The 16,825-nt window shown below is 68.0% G+C and carries 17 protein-coding genes; 8 read left to right on the top strand and 9 right to left on the bottom strand.

The features are described 5' to 3' along the window. On the top strand, positions 1–213 hold the full coding sequence (locus ACQUQ0_RS07280; RefSeq protein WP_372386856.1) for a DUF7569 family protein: 213 nt from the start codon (positions 1–3) through the stop codon (positions 211–213). 128 nt (positions 214–341) lie between these two features. Here ACQUQ0_RS07280 and ACQUQ0_RS07275 read toward each other — a convergent pair whose 3' ends face one another. From ACQUQ0_RS07275 to ACQUQ0_RS07260, 4 genes are all read right to left on the bottom strand, one after another. Beyond that, the gene (locus tag ACQUQ0_RS07275) at positions 342–1,190 is read right to left on the bottom strand and encodes a hypothetical protein (protein WP_435184185.1); all 849 of its coding nucleotides are present in this window, start codon (positions 1,188–1,190) and stop codon (positions 342–344) included. A gap of 563 nt (positions 1,191–1,753) precedes the next feature. Next, positions 1,754–2,338: an IMPACT family protein gene (locus ACQUQ0_RS07270; RefSeq protein WP_435184259.1), complete on the bottom strand. Its 585-nt coding sequence runs from the start codon at positions 2,336–2,338 to the stop codon at positions 1,754–1,756. Positions 2,339–2,475: 137 nt separating this feature from the next. Further along, on the bottom strand, positions 2,476–2,979 hold the full coding sequence (locus ACQUQ0_RS07265; RefSeq protein ID WP_372386853.1) for an amino acid-binding protein: 504 nt from the start codon (positions 2,977–2,979) through the stop codon (positions 2,476–2,478). Positions 2,980–3,047: 68 nt separating this feature from the next. Next, positions 3,048–5,024, bottom strand: a complete 1,977-nt coding sequence (locus ACQUQ0_RS07260; protein WP_435184183.1) for an AAA family ATPase — start codon at positions 5,022–5,024, stop codon at positions 3,048–3,050. 949 nt (positions 5,025–5,973) lie between these two features. Here ACQUQ0_RS07260 and ACQUQ0_RS07255 point away from each other — a divergent pair. The 5 genes from ACQUQ0_RS07255 (at position 5,974) to ACQUQ0_RS07235 (ending at position 9,442) form a co-directional block, all read left to right on the top strand. Then, entirely contained in the window at positions 5,974–6,615 is a 642-nt protein-coding gene (locus ACQUQ0_RS07255; RefSeq protein WP_372386850.1) for an Era-like GTP-binding protein, read from the top strand. Positions 6,616–6,620: 5 nt separating this feature from the next. Further along, positions 6,621–7,010, top strand: coding sequence for a DUF2073 domain-containing protein (locus ACQUQ0_RS07250; RefSeq protein WP_372391515.1), 390 nt, complete (start codon positions 6,621–6,623; stop codon positions 7,008–7,010). 94 nt (positions 7,011–7,104) lie between these two features. Further along, on the top strand, positions 7,105–8,199 hold the full coding sequence (locus ACQUQ0_RS07245; protein WP_435184180.1) for an OapC/ArvC family zinc-ribbon domain-containing protein: 1,095 nt from the start codon (positions 7,105–7,107) through the stop codon (positions 8,197–8,199). Between the two features lie 250 nt (positions 8,200–8,449). Next, positions 8,450–8,539, top strand: coding sequence for a hypothetical protein (locus tag ACQUQ0_RS07240; protein ID WP_435184177.1), 90 nt, complete (start codon positions 8,450–8,452; stop codon positions 8,537–8,539). A gap of 57 nt (positions 8,540–8,596) precedes the next feature. Then, positions 8,597–9,442, top strand: a complete 846-nt coding sequence (locus tag ACQUQ0_RS07235; protein ID WP_435184175.1) for a DUF7089 family protein — start codon at positions 8,597–8,599, stop codon at positions 9,440–9,442. Positions 9,443–9,473: 31 nt separating this feature from the next. Here the strand turns inward: ACQUQ0_RS07235 and ACQUQ0_RS07230 are convergent, their stop codons facing one another. Then, a complete protein-coding gene (locus tag ACQUQ0_RS07230) occupies positions 9,474–10,052 on the bottom strand; it encodes a DUF7090 family protein (RefSeq protein ID WP_435184173.1) in 579 nt (192 codons plus the stop codon). Positions 10,053–10,122: 70 nt separating this feature from the next. Then, on the bottom strand, positions 10,123–10,572 hold the full coding sequence (locus tag ACQUQ0_RS07225) for a DUF2391 family protein (RefSeq protein ID WP_435184170.1): 450 nt from the start codon (positions 10,570–10,572) through the stop codon (positions 10,123–10,125). A 125-nt stretch (positions 10,573–10,697) separates the two neighbouring features. Here ACQUQ0_RS07225 and ACQUQ0_RS07220 point away from each other — a divergent pair, with 125 nt between their 5' ends. Then, positions 10,698–11,378 carry a class I SAM-dependent methyltransferase gene (locus ACQUQ0_RS07220; protein ID WP_435184168.1) on the top strand — a complete coding sequence of 227 codons (681 nt, stop codon included), beginning with the start codon at positions 10,698–10,700 and terminating at the stop codon, positions 11,376–11,378. Positions 11,379–11,432: 54 nt separating this feature from the next. Here the strand turns inward: ACQUQ0_RS07220 and ACQUQ0_RS07215 are convergent, their stop codons facing one another. The 3 genes from ACQUQ0_RS07215 to ACQUQ0_RS07205 all read right to left on the bottom strand — a co-directional run bounded on the left by ACQUQ0_RS07215 (position 11,433) and on the right by ACQUQ0_RS07205 (position 15,647). Then, positions 11,433–12,704 carry an ABC transporter ATP-binding protein gene (locus ACQUQ0_RS07215; protein ID WP_435184166.1) on the bottom strand — a complete coding sequence of 424 codons (1,272 nt, stop codon included), beginning with the start codon at positions 12,702–12,704 and terminating at the stop codon, positions 11,433–11,435. Between the two features lie 2 nt (positions 12,705–12,706). After that, the gene (locus ACQUQ0_RS07210) at positions 12,707–14,401 is read right to left on the bottom strand and encodes an ABC transporter permease (RefSeq protein WP_435184256.1); all 1,695 of its coding nucleotides are present in this window, start codon (positions 14,399–14,401) and stop codon (positions 12,707–12,709) included. Positions 14,402–14,519: 118 nt separating this feature from the next. After that, positions 14,520–15,647 (bottom strand): thiamine ABC transporter substrate-binding protein, encoded by a 1,128-nt coding sequence (locus ACQUQ0_RS07205; protein ID WP_435184164.1) that lies wholly within the window; start codon positions 15,645–15,647, stop codon positions 14,520–14,522. A 117-nt stretch (positions 15,648–15,764) separates the two neighbouring features. Here ACQUQ0_RS07205 and ACQUQ0_RS07200 point away from each other — a divergent pair, with 117 nt between their 5' ends. Beyond that, positions 15,765–16,823 carry an AI-2E family transporter gene (locus tag ACQUQ0_RS07200; protein WP_435184162.1) on the top strand — a complete coding sequence of 353 codons (1,059 nt, stop codon included), beginning with the start codon at positions 15,765–15,767 and terminating at the stop codon, positions 16,821–16,823. The last annotated feature ends 2 nt before the right edge of the window (positions 16,824–16,825 follow it).

Below are 16,825 nucleotides of genomic sequence, written 5' to 3'. Positions count from 1 at the left end.
ATGACCGGGAGCGAGCCCTGCGACGCCTGCGGCGATCCGATCGAAGAGCCACTCGCGCGGACCGTCCAGTTGAACGTCGACCGCTCGGAGGTCGACAGCCAGCGGCTCTGTCCGGCGTGCTTCGCGGACTGGATCGAGCGCTACCGGGCCGAGATGCAGCCGCGGTCCCGCGAGGAGAGCTACGACGAGGACGCCGACATCATCGTCGACTGACGCCGACCGCGGGGACGGTCGAGGCACCCGGGCGGTCGCGACGGGGCGATCGATTCATAGAGATCACTCTCACGTTTCCCGCCGAACGCCACCCCGGTAACGGCGGGAAGAGACGAGAGTGATCACTATCAGACCGGACGGACGTCCGGCCGGTCCGACGACGACTCGAAGATCGCGAGGTACGGCTCGCCGGTGGCGTCGTCCGGGCAGGCGTCGGTCCGGCGGACGGAGAACGTCTCCCCGGAGACGTTGGCGGCGTCGAGATACAGCGTCACGGGGTAGGTCTTCGACCCGAAGCTCATCACGTGCTCGTTGTAGCCGTCCTGCACGTTCAGATCCGCGTGGACCGGCGGGCGCTCGCGACCGGGCTCGGTCGGCTGTCGGTACTCGCTCCAGTCGCCCGCCGTACAGACCGCGTAGTCCGGAGTCTCGACGCGCTCGGGGAGCGGCGTCGGGTTCGTCGCGACCACGGAGGCGACGCGGAGTTCGTCGCGGGGCGACTGGGTGATCTCGACCTGGCTCCCAGGCTGGAGTTCGTACGCCAGGCCGCCGGTCGCGACGTCGACGACGAGGACGACGCCGGCGACGACCGCGAGGGCGCCCAAGAGCCTGGTCGCGCCCCCGGCCGTCAGGAGGTGATTCCGCTCGTCGAACCGCGTTCGGAGACCGAACAGCACGAGTGCGAGCGCGAGCAGGCCGAAGACGGTGACCGCGTTGCCGGCCTCGAGGGTGTTCACGAGGTCGAAGAAGACGCCGACGACGGAGGCGACGACGACGCCGTAGCCGAGGAGCGTGAGTTGTCTGTCCTCGGTTCGCTGAGAGACCGCGAAGACGCCCGCGAGGAACGCCAGCGCGAGCAGGACCTTCGAGACCGGCGAGTACCCCCACTCGACGTTGAAGACGAAAAAGAGGACGGCGACCGTGGTGAGGGCCGCCGCCGCGCCGTTGAACAGCGTCTCGGAGTCGATGTCGACCATACCGGTCCTTCAGGAGCCGCCCCCAAGTACCCGGGGGTGACACAAAAGCCGGTTTGAGCCTCGGGTTCCGATCGGACCGAACCCCTCGGTTTCGCCTCGAACCGCGCCGCCGTCGCCCGGATTCGTTTCGAAACGAACCGCCGGAAACCGACCCCAATAGGAATCGTAGCCAAACTGTGAGAACGAGTCACGTATCGGACGCACCGAAACGTCGGGAGGGGACCCGGCGCCCCGGGTGCGGACCCCTCGATTTCACCTCGAACGTCGTCGGAGTCGTGCGGATTCGGTTCGAAGGGAACCGCGGGAAGCCGAGCCCAATAGGATGGGGAGCCGGGATGTGAGAACAGTACGCACGATGCGTTGCGGACGCGGTCGGCGGGGATCGCGGAGGCGTCGCGACGGGCGGGTCGGACGTGAGACCGCCAATCGACCGCGTCCGCAATCGACCGCGTCCGCAATCGACCGCGTCCGCAATCGACCGCGTCCGCAATCGACCGCGTCCGCAATCGACCGCGTCCGCAATCGACCGCGTCCGCAATCGACCGCGTCCGCAATCGACCGCGTCAGCGCTCTATTGACGCGCGCCCGCTCGTGGCGCTCCGGATCCGGTCCCGGAGGTCGGCGGCCGAGTCGACGGGCGCCCGGACCGAAAACGACACCTCGGCCTCGTAGGACGCGTCGAACGCGACGCCCTCGCTCTCCAGAAGGCCGCGGACGGTCCCGGAGTCGTCGTACGCGACCGTGACCGAAAAGCGCTCGTGGGGGAGGGACTCGACGACCCCGGCGTCGTCGACGGCCTCCTTCACGGCGCGGGAGTAGGCTCGGGCGAGGCCGCCGACGCCGAGGTTCGTCCCGCCGTAGTAGCGCGTGACGACGGCGGCGACGTTTCGGAGCTCCCGCTGGACGAGGACGTTCAGGGCCGGCTTCCCCGCCGACCCGCTCGGCTCCCCGTCGTCGGACTGGTACTCGCGGAGCATCGTCGAGCCGTCGGGCGATCGGGCGCTTCCGCCCTCGCCGGCGGGGACGCGGTACGCGGAGACGTTGTGCGTCGCGTCGGCGTGGCGCTCGCGGATGCGCTCGACGAACGACTCGGCCGCGTCGACCGAGTCCGCGGGCGCGACGTAGCCGACGAACTCCGAACCGCGGATCTCGAAGGCGGCCTCGCCGGGGCCGTCGACGGTCCGGAAGGTGTCGGCGCGGTCGGCAGTCGAGTCGGTGTCGGCGACGGGGTCAGACCCGGATTCGGGTCCGGGTCCGGGTCCGGGTCCGGAGTCTGGATCGGAGGTCACGCGATGCTGATGCGGCGGACGAACGCCAGTTCGGAGAGTTCGTTCAGGAGGTCGCCGGGGACCGGCTCGTCGGTGATGACGTAGAGCTTCGGCTCGTCGGTGAACTCGGGGTCCTCGCTGATCGTCTGCCGGATCGAGATGCCGCGGTCGGCGAGCCGGGTGGTGACCTCCGCGACGATGCCAGGGCGCTCGGCGTCGTTGACCTCGACGGTGAGCACCGAGAGGTCGAGGACGGGCGCGAGGTCCATCAGACTCGGGATCGACGAGATGTTCTGGAAGATACGCCGGAGCTCTTCGTCTTCGAGGATCGCCGTGGTGGTGGAGTCGACGACGCGGCGGTCGACGCCGATCTCGCGGGCGATCCCCGTGTTCGGGATCTCGATTCCCCCGGAGACGACGCGTCCGTCGTCGTTGACCGAGAAGCCGCGCTCCAAGAGGAGCCGGATGACCTCCTGCTGGCTCGGGCTCCCCTCGAACTTCTCCATTATCTCGTCGAACACGGTCGGTACGGTCTGCGGCCAGGAGTATTAGAGTAGCGTTCGGCGGTAAGAGACGGGAGCGATCGCTATCAGTTGTCGAACCGCGCCTGCACGAACGGCTGGGCGTTCTCGATGTCGCCCAGCCGGGAGTCCGACAGCAACACCGCCTCGGTCTCTTCGATCGGGACCGAAAGCGAGATCTCCTTCGTGCGCCCGTACCGGCCCTTCGAGACGACGACGGCGTTGACGATGCCGAGCATATCGAGTTCGGAGATCAGGTCGGTCACGCGGCGCTGGGTGAGGACGTCGGCGTCGATCTCCTCACAGAGCCGCTTGTAGATGTTGAACACCTCGCCGGTGTTCACGTTGCGGACGCCGTTCTTCTCCAGGAGGATGGTCGCGAAGAGGACGATCTTCGACTGGGTGGGGAGGGTGCGTACCACCTCGACGACGCGGTCGAGTTCGATCTTGTCCTGGGCCTTGCGGACGTGGGCCTCCTCGACGGTGTCGGCCTGGCCGCGCTCGGCGAGTTCGCCCGCCGTGCGGAGAAGATCGAGCGCGCGACGCGCGTCGCCGTGCTCTTGGGCGGCGAAGGCCGCACACAGCGGGATGACGTCGTCGGTGAGCGCGTCCTGCTTGAACGCGACGTTCGCGCGGTGCTGGAGGATGTCGCGGAGCTGATTCGCGTCGTACGGCGGGAAGACGATCTCCTCCTCGCCGAGGCTGGACTTGACGCGGGGGTCGAGGAAGTCGGTGAACTTCAGGTCGTTCGAGATCCCCATAATGGAGATCCGGGAGTTGTCGAGCTCGGAGTTCATCCGCGAGAGATTGTAGAGCGTGTCGTCACCGGACTTCTCGACGAGCTTGTCGATCTCGTCGAGCATAATCACGACGACGCGCTCCTCGTAGTCGACGGCGTCGAAGAACGTGGAGTAGACGCGGTCCGTCGGCCACCCGGTCATCGGCACCTGCTCCATCTCGTCGCGGTCGGCTTCGAGCACCTCGATTCGGGCCTCGACGTCGGCGACCGTCTCGAAGTCGGTGCCGACGAGCGCCGCGTCCGCGTCGGCGGTGTTCGACGCCGAGTCGCGCAGGTCGGTCAGCTCTTCGAGCTCGTCGTCGATGACGTCCTGGTTCTTCTCGATGAACTTGTTCGCAAGCTGTGCGAGGACGCGGTACTGGGTGTCGGTGACCTCGCAGTTGATGTACTCGACCTCGCAGGGGACGTCGTACTTCTTGGAGGTCGACTCCAGCTCCTGGCTGACGAACTTCGCGCTCGCGGTCTTGCCGGTCCCGGTCTTCCCGTAGATCAGGATGTTCGAGGGGGTCTCGCCGCGCAGCGCCGAGACGAGGATCGTCGCCATCTGATTGATCTGCTCGGTCCGGTGGGGGAGTTCGTGGGGGGTGTAGGAGGGCCGGAGGACCTCCTTGTTCTCGAAGATGGGCTCGCCCGAGAGCAGGTCGTCGAAGAGCCCCTGGCTGTCGTCGTCGTCGAGGACGACCTCGTCGAGGCTGAGATCCGACGACCGCGCGTCGGGGTCCGCGTCGTCGACGGCGTCGGTCTCCGCGTCAGAGTCGGTGTACGAGGTCGACCCGGACCCGCCGACCCGGAGCGAACTCGGATCGCTCGGGCCGATGCTCTCGCCGATGTCGATGTCCTCCGCGGTCGTCGCGGTCGGCGAGTCGTCGCCGTCGGCGGCGGACGAGCCGGCCTCCGCCGGTGGGTCGGAGACGGACGGGTCGTCCGCTCCACCGGGCTCGTCGGACTCGTCGCTCTCGGTCGACTCGTCGACGTCGTCGGACCCGTCCGAGTCGTCCGTCGGCGAGTCGACCGGGAACTCGTCCGTGATCGCCGCGTTCTGGGCGTCGCGATCGGCGGTCGAGCCGCCGCTGTGTGCGCTCCCACCGTCGGGCGAACCGTCGACGGCGTCAGAGCTATCGGCCGTCTCGTCCCCGTTCGGCTCCGCTTCCTCGACGAGTGAGCGAGCGTCGGGTCGCGTGTCGGACTCGACGTCGTCGCCCCCGTCGGCAGTGCCTTCGTTCCCGGATTGCGTGTCTTCGTCCATCGATGAACCCCCCGATTTCGACTGGAAATCACGTCCCCGCGTCCGGTAGATCCGACGTGTAGGGAGAGAAAACCGAATTGCGGCGTTTTTCTCTCGGCGACGTGTCCAGTTGATGCAGACGAACCAGACGAACAGGTCCTACAAAAAACTTGCCTCTTTTCTCCTGGGAGACACGAACCGACGCGTCGAGACCCGAACCGAATCGCTCGAAAGTGGTGCAAGAGAGGCTGATACGCTCGGATATCGGCCATCTCGCTGTCAATCTCTCGGCACGATCGGCACTCGCCCGTGATGTTCTATTGGACGAGCCGAGATTCTCGATCGCCGACGATACGCTTTGAGTTGGTAACAGTTCCCGGATTCGAGGATACTCGGCCGCCCCTCCCCCACCCCTTCGTTTCGTGTGGAACGTCCATCGATGGGGTGGGGGTGGGTGAGCGGGTGCTTTAGATAGCGGTAGCTTTATTACAGCAGAATAGAAAACAGACCCGTACTCCAAAATAAGAAATAAAACAGCAATAGCTATTATTTAATTTTATTATACTTATATACGGATTTTATTCCCGAGCGCGTTCTGTCACACAGGATCGAGCGTTTCCAGTTGAAACGAAGGGGTGGGGGAGTTGGGGATCGGGAAGGGAGTTGGTAATTAGGAGTCGGGAGACCGGAGAGCCGAAGAGGATCGGGACGGTAGGCAGACGCAGGAAACGACTGTCGTTTCGTTCCTGTGTTTCGTTCGCTCGAACTCGATCGTGACGATCCGTTCGCGGCATCTCCCATCGACCCCGGTACCGGAACCGGCCTATCACCGACCTGAACCGTTCGAATTCTCCGTATGGACCTCCGCTCTGCGGGCCGTCTGACGCAGTGTTTAAGTGAACACGGGAATGTGATACCTCCATACGCCCTCCACGACCACGGATCGGATCGGGAGGCGCGGGAGGCCAGGATGGGACTGTTCACAGACCTCAGAGATAGCATCTCACGGGCCGTCGACCGGATGTTCTCGGATGCCGAGCCCAAGCGGATCGGCATCTACGGACCACCCAACGCCGGGAAGACGACCCTCGCAAACCGAATCGCACGCGACTGGACCGGCGACGCCGTCGGCCCCGAGAGCCACATCCCCCACGAGACCCGACGCGCACGCCGAAAGGAGAACGTCGAGATCGAGCGCGACGGCAAGACCGTGAGCATCGACATCGTCGACACGCCGGGCGTAACGACGAAGGTCGACTACAAGGAGTTCCTCGAACACGATATGGACAAAGACGACGCCGTCCGGCGGTCCCGCGAGGCGACCGAGGGCGTCGCGGAGGCGATGCACTGGCTCCGCGAGGACGTCGACGGCGTCATCTACGTGCTCGACAGCACCGAGGACCCGTTCACGCAGGTCAACACGATGCTCATCGGGATCATCGAGAGCCAGGATCTCCCCGTGCTCATCTTCGCGAACAAGACCGACCTCGAAGACTCGAACGTCCAGCGCATCGCCAACGCGTTCCCCCAGCACGAGACCGTCCCGCTGTCGGCGCTGGAGGGGAACAATATGGACGAAGTCTACGCGAAGATCGCGGAGTACTTCGGGTGACCACGATGCCGGAAGTAACCCCAGGCGAGACCGGAGACGGCGTCCAGATCGACCTGATCAGCGGTGCCCGGATGGAGGGACTGACGAGTATGGAGAAGATCCGGCTCATCCTCGACGGCGTCCGCGACGGCAACATCGTCGTCCTCGAAGAGGGGCTCTCGCCCGACGAGGAGTCGAAGCTCATCGAGGTCACGATGACCGAGATCAGCCCCGACGAGTTCAACGGGATCGAGATCGAGACCTACCCCCAGTCCCGGAAGGGAAATCAGGGTCTCCTCGGGCGCCTGATGGGCAAGGAGTCGGACAAGAAGCTCACCGTCATCGGTCCCGCGAACCAGATCGAGACGCTCCACAAGGACGAGAACCTCATCAGCGCGCTCGTCTCGCGGAAGTGAGCGTGGTACGGGCAGACAAGTGACCGATGACAGGGACACACCGATGACGCCGCCCCCGGCTCCCGCCCCGACCACAGCCCCCCACTAACCACAGATGCCTCACGAATGCACGAACTGCGGTCGAGTGTTCGCCGACGGGTCGAAGGAGATGCTGTCGGGGTGTCCGAACTGCGGCGGCAACAAATTCCAGTTCCGTCCGGCCCCGGCGACGACGCCGGACGAGGGAACGAGCAGTCCGGAGGGCGGGGCCACCGCCCGAAAGTCCGACGCCACCCAGGAGAGCGAGCGGACCGCCCCAGAAAATCCATCGGAGACACGCGCGTCCGGTACGGCGGCGGACGCTCCCGATTCCGGCTCCGGCTCTGACTCAGTTTCCGACCCCGATCCCGGAACCGGGACCGGAACTTCGACGGCCTGGAGCGACGCGGCCGACCGAGCGCTCGGAGAGTCGTCGGCGTCTGCGGACTCCGATTCCGATCTTGATTCCGATTCCGATCCTGATTCCGATGCCAATTCCGATCGGGAGCCCCTCGCCTCCTCCCGCGAGTGGCCGAATCAGCGCGACGAGGACGAGTCGCCGCCGCGACGTGACACTCCGGCGGGCGGATCGGCGTCCACCCGAAACGCACCGGATGCCGACCCCGAATCCGAGCCCGAACCCCGATCCGAGTCCCAGCCCGAGCCCCGATCCGAGTCCCAGCCCGAACCCCGATCCGAGTCCCAGCCCGCACCCGATTCGACGGAGGCCGCGTCGACCGCGCCGACGTCCGATCCGACGGGATCGTCGACGGCCGATACGCTGTCGCCCGACGAGCCCCCGGAGGACGCGGCGCAGGCCGAAGCCCGCAGCGACGTCGTCTCGCCCGACGAAATCGCGGCCGCGGCCCCCGACGAGTCGGAGCGCGGACCCGAAACAGGGGACACGGGCGACACCGCTTCCCCCCCGCCCGACGCCGACGGTCGAGTCATCGAGCCGTCGAGCGACGAGCGCCCCGACCTCGACGAGCTCAGAGAGGAGCTCAACGAACAGTTCGAGAGCATCAAGATCGTCGCCCCCGGCGAGTACGAACTCAATCTGATGGAGCTGTACGACCGGACGGAGTACATCATCTCCCTGCAGGAAGACGGCCGGTACGTCATCGAAGTGCCCGACACGTGGGACACGACGCCCGATCCGGACGACGTCTGATAGTCATTACTCTCGACTCTTACCGCCGAACGCCGTCACCGGGGGTGGCGTTCGGCGGGAAACAGTGAGAGTAATCACTATGAAGTCGCTCACGGAATCCGTACCTCCGTCCCGGTCCCGTCCTCGGTCGCGACGTCCCCTACCCCCTACCTTTACCTCCTACTCCCTCTCGATGCCGTCTCTCCGGCCCCGAGTCGACCGTTCCGACGGATTGGCTGGTTTTAAGCGCCCCCGTTGCCAGGGTGTCAGTATGAGCCAAGCGACGAAGATCGTCCTCGGTACCGTCGGTGTGTCGGCCGTCCTCGCCATCGCCATCATTGCCGCGCTCGCGTTCGGATAGCCGCTCTTCTTCTGCGGGAGCCGCGCCGCTCAAGAGATCCCACCGACAAGGGACACTATGTTCGACCGACGCGAGCTGTCTTCGACCGTCGCCGCCGTCCGCGACGCCCACGCGCCCGACGCGGTCGCCCTCGACGTCGGGACCGACTTCGAGACGATACCGCCGGCCGCGGCGGAGGACCTGGGCCTGTTCGTCGACGGCCTCGATCCAGCGATCTACCCGGCGGAGTGGCTCCCGCCGGACGCCCCCGACGCGCTCGTCAGATACGCCGGCTCGGACTTCACGATCGGGATGCCCGGCGACGGCACCGTCGTCTGGAGCCGCCAGACCGACCCCCCGATCGTGCTCGTCAAGAAGCGCGCGGAGGGCACCCCCGACGACTTCCTGGAGTTCCTGCTCGCGGAGGCGTTCGTCCAGGTCGGCACCGACGCGCCCGAGCACTTCCTCCCGTTCTTCGACGGCGCCTACCGCGAGCTCGATGCGGTCGTCCCGCTGTCTCCGGCCGACGTCTACCAGATCGCCGCCGCGCTCTACGACGCCTGGCTGGGGCTCCAGACCAGGGAGACGTTCCGCGAGTGGGAGGAGGCCCGCCCCGCGCTCTACGACGCCTGGGCCGACGCCGGCGAGCGGCTCCGCGGCCGGCTCTCGACGCTCCCGCGCGCGGTGGCCCGCGGCGGTACGTCGTTCGCGGAGGCGACCGAGTACGCCTGCTCGGCGGTCAAACACGACCTCGATCTCCCCGCGCCGTTCGCCGCCCTGGACACCCGGGCGTTCGTCGAACACGGCCCCGACTACGGGGTCCAGTGGGCCGAAAAGACGTTCGAGAAGCTCGACGCCGCCGGGGATGCGAGCGGAGACGACGCCCGCGGGAACGGGGCCGACGAAGACGCCGCCGACGAGTGAGCCTCCCGTCGGACGGTTCCGCCCGACAGTATCAGAACTCCGCGGTCACGCCGCCGTCGACGTCGAGTTCGACGATCCCGTCGAACAGGTCGCGGAACCGTCGGATCGTCCCCTCGTCGTGGACCTCGTTCGAGAGGTGGAACAGCCCGACCGCGTCGTGCTCGTCGAGCAGTTCGAGGAGCCGTTTGCTCGCCTCGTACGCGCCGTCGACGTCGGCGTAGTACGCCATCTCGGTCACCGAATCGACGCTGACGCGTACCTTCCCGTCGTGGGACTCTAGGAACTCCCGGGTCTTCTGGACGATCCCGTCCAGGTCGTCGGGGGCGGCGACGTAGTGGACGCGCTCGCTCCCGCGCCGCGAGTAGCCGCGCTCGACAGAGAGCGTGTCGAGGACGACCGCCTTCGACTCGTCGACGTCGTAGTGTTCGAGCTTCTGTTCGACCTCGCGGGCCGTCGTTCGGGTGGAGACGACGAGGAAGTGATCGGTGTCGGTCCTCAGGAAGTCGGTGTCGATCCGGTCTGTCGCCCCGATGCTCGGATGGAGGAGGAGGACTCCGGTACCGCCCGGGATCGAATCCGGTGCGTTCTCGATAGCGAGCGTGTAATCCATACCCGTTGGTCCGGCCGCGTCGACTTAACGATGCGGGAGACGTCCCGAGGTCGCCCTCGCTCTGTGGGGATCAGTACAGCGAGTCGGCCGTCGCCGCCCCGATCACGCTGAATATCGCGCCGATGCTGATCGCCTTGACGGTCGCGCCGAGGCCCGCCGGAACGACGAGCGGTCGCAACGAGCCCGCTCCGGCATCCACGCCGAGGAACGTCTCGGGCGCGTTGAACGCGATCGCGAGGATCACCACCGAGAGGTACGAGACGGCGACGAGCGAGATGAACCGCACGGGGATCCCGCCGACTTCGGTCTCTCTGTCCGGGTCGCGGTCGTCGGCCTTGTAGAGCGCGCCGTACCCGATGACGAAGACGATGACGACCGTCAGGAGCGCCTGGGGCCACGACATGCTCCGCGCGAGGACCCACACCTCCTCGGTGACGACGAACGGCCCGGCGAGCAGGAAGCCCCCGATGATCTGCTGGGCGGTATCGGAGAGCGCGAAGCGCCGACGGCGTCCGACCATACGTCCCATCGACGGGGCCTGGCATATATACGTGCAGGGAAGTCTGCGGCCGCCGCGACGTCGCCCGCGGAAAGCGGCCGGCCCGTAAGCAGACCGTTCTTGTGCCGCCCGCCCGACGGACGAGTATGAGCGTTCGCGCCGAGTTCGACGCCTGGGCGGCCGACGGCCGCGATCGGGGAATGGAAGAGCGACACTGGCACACGGCGAAGCACGCCCTCGCACGGATGCCCGTCGAGCCGGGCGATACGATCCTCGATCTCGGCTGCGGCAGCGGCTACGCGGGCCGCGCGCTCCGCGAGACGCAGGACGCCGGGCGCGTCTACGGCCTCGACGGGTCGCCGGAGATGGTCCGGAACGCCCGCTCCTACACCGACGACCCCGACGTCGCCTACGTCGTCGGCGACTTCGACGCACTCCCCTTCGCCGACGGCTCGATCGACCACGTCTGGAGTATGGAGGCGTTCTACTACGCCGCCGATCCGCACCACACCCTCGAAGAGGTCCGGCGGGTGCTCCGGCCCGGCGGCACCTTCTACTGCGCGGTCAACTACTACGAGGAGAACCTCCACTCCCACGCGTGGCAGGAGCGGATCGACGTCGAGATGACCCGCTGGTCCGGGGACGAATACCGCGACGCCTTCCGCGACGCCGGACTCTCCGTCGCCGGCCAGGACAACATCCCCGACCGCGAGGTCGAGATCCCCTCCGCGGAAGCGTTCCCGACAGATGACTGGGACTCCCGCGAGGCGATGGTCGAGCGCTACCGGACGTACGGAACGCTCCTCACCGTCGGCGTCGCGCCCTGATCTTCCGACTGCGTCAGCCGCACCCGCACATCCGCCGCGGATCACCAGTCCCGCTCACCCACCGTCGCCGACCTCGACGACGTGGGCCGCCGCGGGGTCGAAGCCGACGCGCACGTCGCCGTCGAGGGGATCGACCGTCCGGACCGTCAGTTCGCGGCCGCGCCACGCCAGGTACGACCGGGTGGACTCGCCCAGGAACTCCGCGTTCGACACCGTCGCGTCGAGGACGTTCTCCGAACCGCTCGACGCCGACGAGCGGAGCCCCGACTCGTCCGAGCGCGATCCGCCGAACACGCGCATCGACTCGGGCCGCACGCAGAACAGCACCCGATCGCCGGGGTCGACCGCGCGTTCGGTCGCGACCGCCATCCGCTTTCCCCCGACGTCGACTGCGACGTCGCCGAACCCCTCTCTTTCACCTGGAGATTTTCCGGGTTCGTCGCCGGATCCGCCCGTTCTGGTCGAGTTCCCGTTCCCGTTCCCGCTCCCGGTGTCGATCTCGGTATCGACGCCCTCGACGCCCTCGACGCCCCGGGCGTCGGCGCCGACGTCGGTTCCGACGCCGATGTCGACGTCGACGTCGACGACCGTCCCCTCGAAGACGTTGTTGTCGCCGACGAAGTTCGCCACGAACCGGGTGGCGGGGCGGCGGTACACGTCCCGCGGTGTCCCGACCTGCGCCACCTCGCCGTCGTTCATCACGGCCACGCGGTCCGAGATCGCCAGCGCCTCCTCCTGATCGTGGGTCACATAGACCGTGGTGATCCCGAGCTCCGACTGGATCTCCTTGACCTGCATCCGGAGGCGCTCCCGCAGGCGGGCGTCGAGCGCGCTCATCGGCTCGTCCAAGAGCAGGAGGTCCGGCCCGGGCGCCAGCGCCCGCGCGAGCGCGACGCGCTGCTGTTGCCCCCCGGAGAGTTCGTTGGGATCGCGGTCGCCGGCATCGGGGAGGTCCACCAGTTCGAGGAGCGACGCCACCCGCTCCTCGCGGGTCTCGCCGCCGGGCGGTTCGGCGAATCGGAGCCCGTAGGCGACGTTCTCGGCGACCGAGAGGTGCGGGAAGAGCGCGTAGTTCTGGAAAACGACACCGACGCCCCGGTCTTCGGGCGGCACGCCGCGCATCTCCCGGCCGTCGAATCGGATCTCGCCCGCCGTGGGCGGCTCGAACCCCGCCACCAGCCGGAGCGTCGTGGTCTTCCCGCAGCCCGAGGGGCCGACGAGCGTGAAGAACTCCCCGTCGTTCACGTGGAGGTCGACGCCGCCGCTCCCGCCGAGGGCGGTCGTCTCGCCGTACGCCTTCCGCACGCCGTCGAGTGTCAGTTCCATTCTCAGAATCCTCCCCGACCGCTGTACTGGCCGCCGAACCGCTCGATCACGACGAAGCTCAGACCCGTCACCAGGAGCAGGAGACAGCCCATCGCGGTCGCCGGGCCCAGCCGCCGGCCGAGGTAGCGCTCGACGGCGACGGGCATCGTGTAGCTCGTCGACCCCTCCGCGAGGACGACCGTCGAGTCGAACTCCCCGATGCTGATCGCGAAGGCGAAGGCCGCGCCCGCGACGACGCCGGCGGCGACGAGCGGGAGTTCGATGTCGACGAGCGCCCGCGCCCGACTCGCGCCGAGGCTCCGCGCGGACTCGACCAGCCGGGGGTCGAGGGTCCGCAACAGCGGGGCGACGTTCCGCGTCACGAACGGGTACGCGCCCACGGCGTGGGCCGCGACGACCGCGAGGGCGCCGGTCACGGTGAGCCGCGTCCCGAAGACCTCGACGCCGAACACCAGTCCACGGAGGAGACCGAGGCCGACGACGATCCCCGAGACCGCCAGCGGCGCCATCGACAGCGCGTCGACGACCGCCCGGCCGCGGAAGTCCCGCGTCGTCAGCACCGCCATCAGGACGCCCATCGGGACCGCCACGAGGAGCGTCCCCGCGCCGAACAGCAGCGAGTTCTCGATCGCCGGGAGCGGCCGGACCTGATAGGCCGCGCCGGTCCGCTGGCGCTCCAGCAGGAAGCGGTAGTGCCGGAGTGACAGCTCGCCTTCGGGCCCGGTGAGGCTCGTCAGCACCATCGAGGCGATCGGGACGACGAACACCGCGAGGACGACGAGGGCGTAGGCCGCGATCCCGACTCGCGTCGCGATCTCCCGAAGATCCCAGGCGTCGGCTCCGATCCCGCCCTCGGCACCGCCACGCCCGGGCCACAGCGACCGTCTGGGTTGCGGCCGTGCGCCCTGCCCGGACGCCCGCTGTCGACCCTCGTAGCGGAGATAGAGGTACGTCAGTCCGAGCGAGACCGCGGTCTCGACGACCGCCAGCGAGGCGGCCTCGGCGTACGCGAGGTTCTGGATCCGCGAGTAGATGAACACCTCGACGGTGGCCAGCCGGAAGCCGCCGAGCGCCAGGACGATCGGGAACGACGCGAACGTGAACACGAACGTCAGCGTCGCGCCGACTGCCACCGCGGGGAGCAACTGGGGCACGACGACGTCGCGGAAGGCCCGCGTCGGCGACGCGCCGAGGCTCCGCGCGGTCTCGATCGCCGAGGCGTCGACGCTCTCCCAGGCCGCGGTCGTCACCCGCGCCACGAGCGGGGCGTTGTAGAACGCGTGCGCGATGACGATCGCCGGCAGCGTGAAGAGCAGTTCGACCGTCGGCAGCCCGAGCGCCCGCAGGACCGCGTTCAGCGTCCCGTTCTGTCCGAACGTCGCGACGAAGCCGATCGCGACCATGATCGACGGCATCACGAACGGGAGGATCGTCAGCGACCGGAGCGTCTCCCGGCCGGGGAACTCGAAGCGCGCCAGCAGCCAGGCGCCCGGCAGACCCAAGACGACCGACGCAACCGTCGACAGGAGCGCCTGATAGGCGGTGAAGCCGAAGATCTCGACGAGGTAGAACCGGGAGGTCAGCACCGAGACCAGGGGTTCGATCGTGACTCGCCCGTCGACGAGGACGCTGTCGACGAACACCGTCGCGACCGGGTAGTAGAAGACCGCGACGAGGACGAACGCGGTCGCGACCATCCCCAGGGTCAGGAGGCGGGCCTCGATCGCTGAGGCCGCCGCTCGGAGGCGACTCCCGAGTCCGGACGCGGCGTCCCGAAGGGCGGTACTCACGGGTGATCCGTCGTCGCCTCCGGCGTCAGTTGCTGGCGAACTGCCGTTCCCACGCCGAGGTCCACTCACTCACGTTGTTTCGCAGGGCGTCGTACGTGAAGGTGACTGCTTCCGGCGGCGCCTTGGCGTACTTCTCGAAGTCCGAAGGGAGTTCTGCGTTCGTCGTCGCCGGGAACGCGACGTTCCGCTGGGCGATCTCACCCTGGACGTCGGGCCGAAGCATGAATTCGAGGAACCGCCGCGCGAGCTCGGGGTCGTCGGCGTTCCGGAAGACCGACATCCCCTCCGGGTAGGCGTAGCCCTGGTCGTTCAGGAACCGTATTTGGTGCTTCGAGAGGTCCTGGCCCTCCCTGTGGGCGTACACCTGGTCGGTGGAGTACGAGACCACCATCGGCGCCTCCTCGTTGGAGTAGGCGGTGTACGACGTCGACCAGTCCGACACGACGCGGGCGTCGTTGTTCTGTAGCTTCCGCCAGTAGTCGAGGTAGCCGTCCTCGCCCTTCGCCTTGATCGTGTGGAGGAGGAACGACTTCCCGGTCGAACTCGCCGTCGGATTCTGCACGAGGAGGTCGCCCTCGTACGCCGGCTTCAGCAGCCCGTCGAACGTCTGGGGCGCGGTGAAGTCGCCGTTCTCCATCGTCTCGTTGTAGACGAGGCTGACGTAGCTGGTGTCGTAGGGGACGATCCGGCCCCGGGGATCGAAGTTCAGACCCTCCTTGACGTCGCTCTGTCCCTCGACGTCGCCCAGCGTCGTGAACAGCCCGTCGTCGAGCTTCTCGTCGATCCGGATGAGCATATCGACGTTGAGGCCGACGTAGGCGTCGGCGTCGATCTCGACCCCCTGGAGCGCCCGCTCGATGAAGTAGTTGATCTCGCTGTCGGGCGTCGCGAAGGTGAGCGTCGCGTCGAACTCCGACTCGAAGGTCTCCTTGATCCACGGCCCGGGGCTCGTCGAGGGCGCGTCGACGAACGCGCCGTAGGTCGCGACCACCAGTTCGGGCGTGCCGCCGGCCGTCCCGGTCGCCGTGCCGGTCGCGGTCTCCGTCTCGCCGCCGCTCGTCCCGGTGGAACCGCCGCCGTCGCCGCCGGTACAGCCGGCCAGCCCGGCGACCCCGCCCGCACCGACCGCGCGAAGGAACGTTCTCCGTCTCATTACCGAGTGATCACACCCAGTGGTATTTAACCGTGGTGAATCGCCGACCGGAAATCAGCCCCGGCCGGCCCCGCGCCCGTAGCAACGTTCTTCACCCCGCGCCCTGAGGCCCGAGGTATGTCACAGCACCGTCGATACGCGCTCGGAGGCCTGTTCGTCGCGGCCGGCGCGCTCGCGGCCGCCCTCCTGGCGTCGGTCCTCGGGACGGTCTTCTTCGCCGTCACCGTCGCGTACCTCCTGTGGCCGCTCCGCCAGGAGCTCGTCGACCGGGGGCAGTCCCGGCGGGTCGCGAGCGCCGGCACGACCGCGGCGGCGTTCCTGGCGACGCTGCTGCTCCTCGCGCCGCTGGCGGTCGTGGCGTACCTCCGCTTCGACTCCTTCGTCGCCGTGATCGGCCTGCTCCCCGCGGAGATCGACATTTCGGTCCTGGGGTTCGAGTACCTCCTCACGCTGGAGTCGCTCACCGACCTCGCGGTCGTCGTCGTCGAGCGCGCCGCCCGCCGCGCCGCGACGGCCGCGCCCGTCCTGCTCGTGAAGGTCACGCTGTTCGTCTTCCTCGTCTACTCGCTGCTGTTCTACGGCGAGGACGCCCACCGCGCGGCGCTGGCGCTCGTACCCCCGACCTACCGCGACGCCGCCCAGTCGCTCAACCGCCGCGCCCGCGACACGCTGTTCGCGATCTACGTCCTCCAGGCGGTCACCGCGCTCGGCACGTTCGCCCTCGCCGTCCCGGTCTTCTTCGCGCTCGGCTACGACGCGGTCGTGACGCTCGCGACCATCGCCGCCGTCCTCCAGTTCATCCCGATCGTCGGCCCGAGCGTCCTCTTGGCCGGGCTGGCGGCCTACCACGTCGCGCTCGGCCAGCCGGTCCAGGCGGCGCTCGTCTTCCTCGTCGGCGGCTTCGTCGTCGCGTGGCTCCCGGACGTGCTCATCCGCCCCCGACTCGCCCGCGAGACGGCGCGGATCCCGGGGAGCCTCTACTTCGTGGGGTTCTTCGGCGGCGCGCTCACCCTCGGCGCGCTCGGCGTCGTCGCCGGCCCGCTGGCTGTCGCGCTGTTCGTCGAGTCGGCGTCGCTGCTCTCCGCGGAGTTGAATCCGGCGGAACTAAGCTCGGCGGAGCTGAACCCGGCAGAGTCGGCCGATTCCGAGTCCGGCCCCGCGGGCGACGAGGGCTGACC

Source organism: Halobellus sp. EA9 (assembly GCF_051195055.1).
Lineage (GTDB): Archaea > Halobacteriota > Halobacteria > Halobacteriales > Haloferacaceae > Haloquadratum > Haloquadratum rubicundus.
Note: the sequence above shows the minus strand (reverse complement) of the source record. Positions and strands in the feature narration are given on the sequence as shown.

Coding starts and splice junctions, on each gene's coding strand:
- ACQUQ0_RS07280 (WP_372386856.1), top strand. CDS start 1: ATGACCGGGAGCGAGCCCTGCGACGCCTGCGGCGATCCGATCGAAGAG.
- ACQUQ0_RS07275 (WP_435184185.1), bottom strand. CDS start 1,190: ATGGTCGACATCGACTCCGAGACGCTGTTCAACGGCGCGGCGGCGGCC.
- ACQUQ0_RS07260 (WP_435184183.1), bottom strand. CDS start 5,024: ATGGACGAAGACACGCAATCCGGGAACGAAGGCACTGCCGACGGGGGC.
- ACQUQ0_RS07255 (WP_372386850.1), top strand. CDS start 5,974: ATGGGACTGTTCACAGACCTCAGAGATAGCATCTCACGGGCCGTCGAC.
- ACQUQ0_RS07250 (WP_372391515.1), top strand. CDS start 6,621: ATGCCGGAAGTAACCCCAGGCGAGACCGGAGACGGCGTCCAGATCGAC.
- ACQUQ0_RS07245 (WP_435184180.1), top strand. CDS start 7,105: ATGCCTCACGAATGCACGAACTGCGGTCGAGTGTTCGCCGACGGGTCG.
- ACQUQ0_RS07240 (WP_435184177.1), top strand. CDS start 8,450: ATGAGCCAAGCGACGAAGATCGTCCTCGGTACCGTCGGTGTGTCGGCC.
- ACQUQ0_RS07235 (WP_435184175.1), top strand. CDS start 8,597: ATGTTCGACCGACGCGAGCTGTCTTCGACCGTCGCCGCCGTCCGCGAC.
- ACQUQ0_RS07230 (WP_435184173.1), bottom strand. CDS start 10,052: ATGGATTACACGCTCGCTATCGAGAACGCACCGGATTCGATCCCGGGC.
- ACQUQ0_RS07225 (WP_435184170.1), bottom strand. CDS start 10,572: ATGGTCGGACGCCGTCGGCGCTTCGCGCTCTCCGATACCGCCCAGCAG.
- ACQUQ0_RS07220 (WP_435184168.1), top strand. CDS start 10,698: ATGAGCGTTCGCGCCGAGTTCGACGCCTGGGCGGCCGACGGCCGCGAT.
- ACQUQ0_RS07215 (WP_435184166.1), bottom strand. CDS start 12,704: ATGGAACTGACACTCGACGGCGTGCGGAAGGCGTACGGCGAGACGACC.
- ACQUQ0_RS07210 (WP_435184256.1), bottom strand. CDS start 14,401: ATGGTCGCGACCGCGTTCGTCCTCGTCGCGGTCTTCTACTACCCGGTC.
- ACQUQ0_RS07205 (WP_435184164.1), bottom strand. CDS start 15,647: ATGAGACGGAGAACGTTCCTTCGCGCGGTCGGTGCGGGCGGGGTCGCC.
- ACQUQ0_RS07200 (WP_435184162.1), top strand. CDS start 15,765: ATGTCACAGCACCGTCGATACGCGCTCGGAGGCCTGTTCGTCGCGGCC.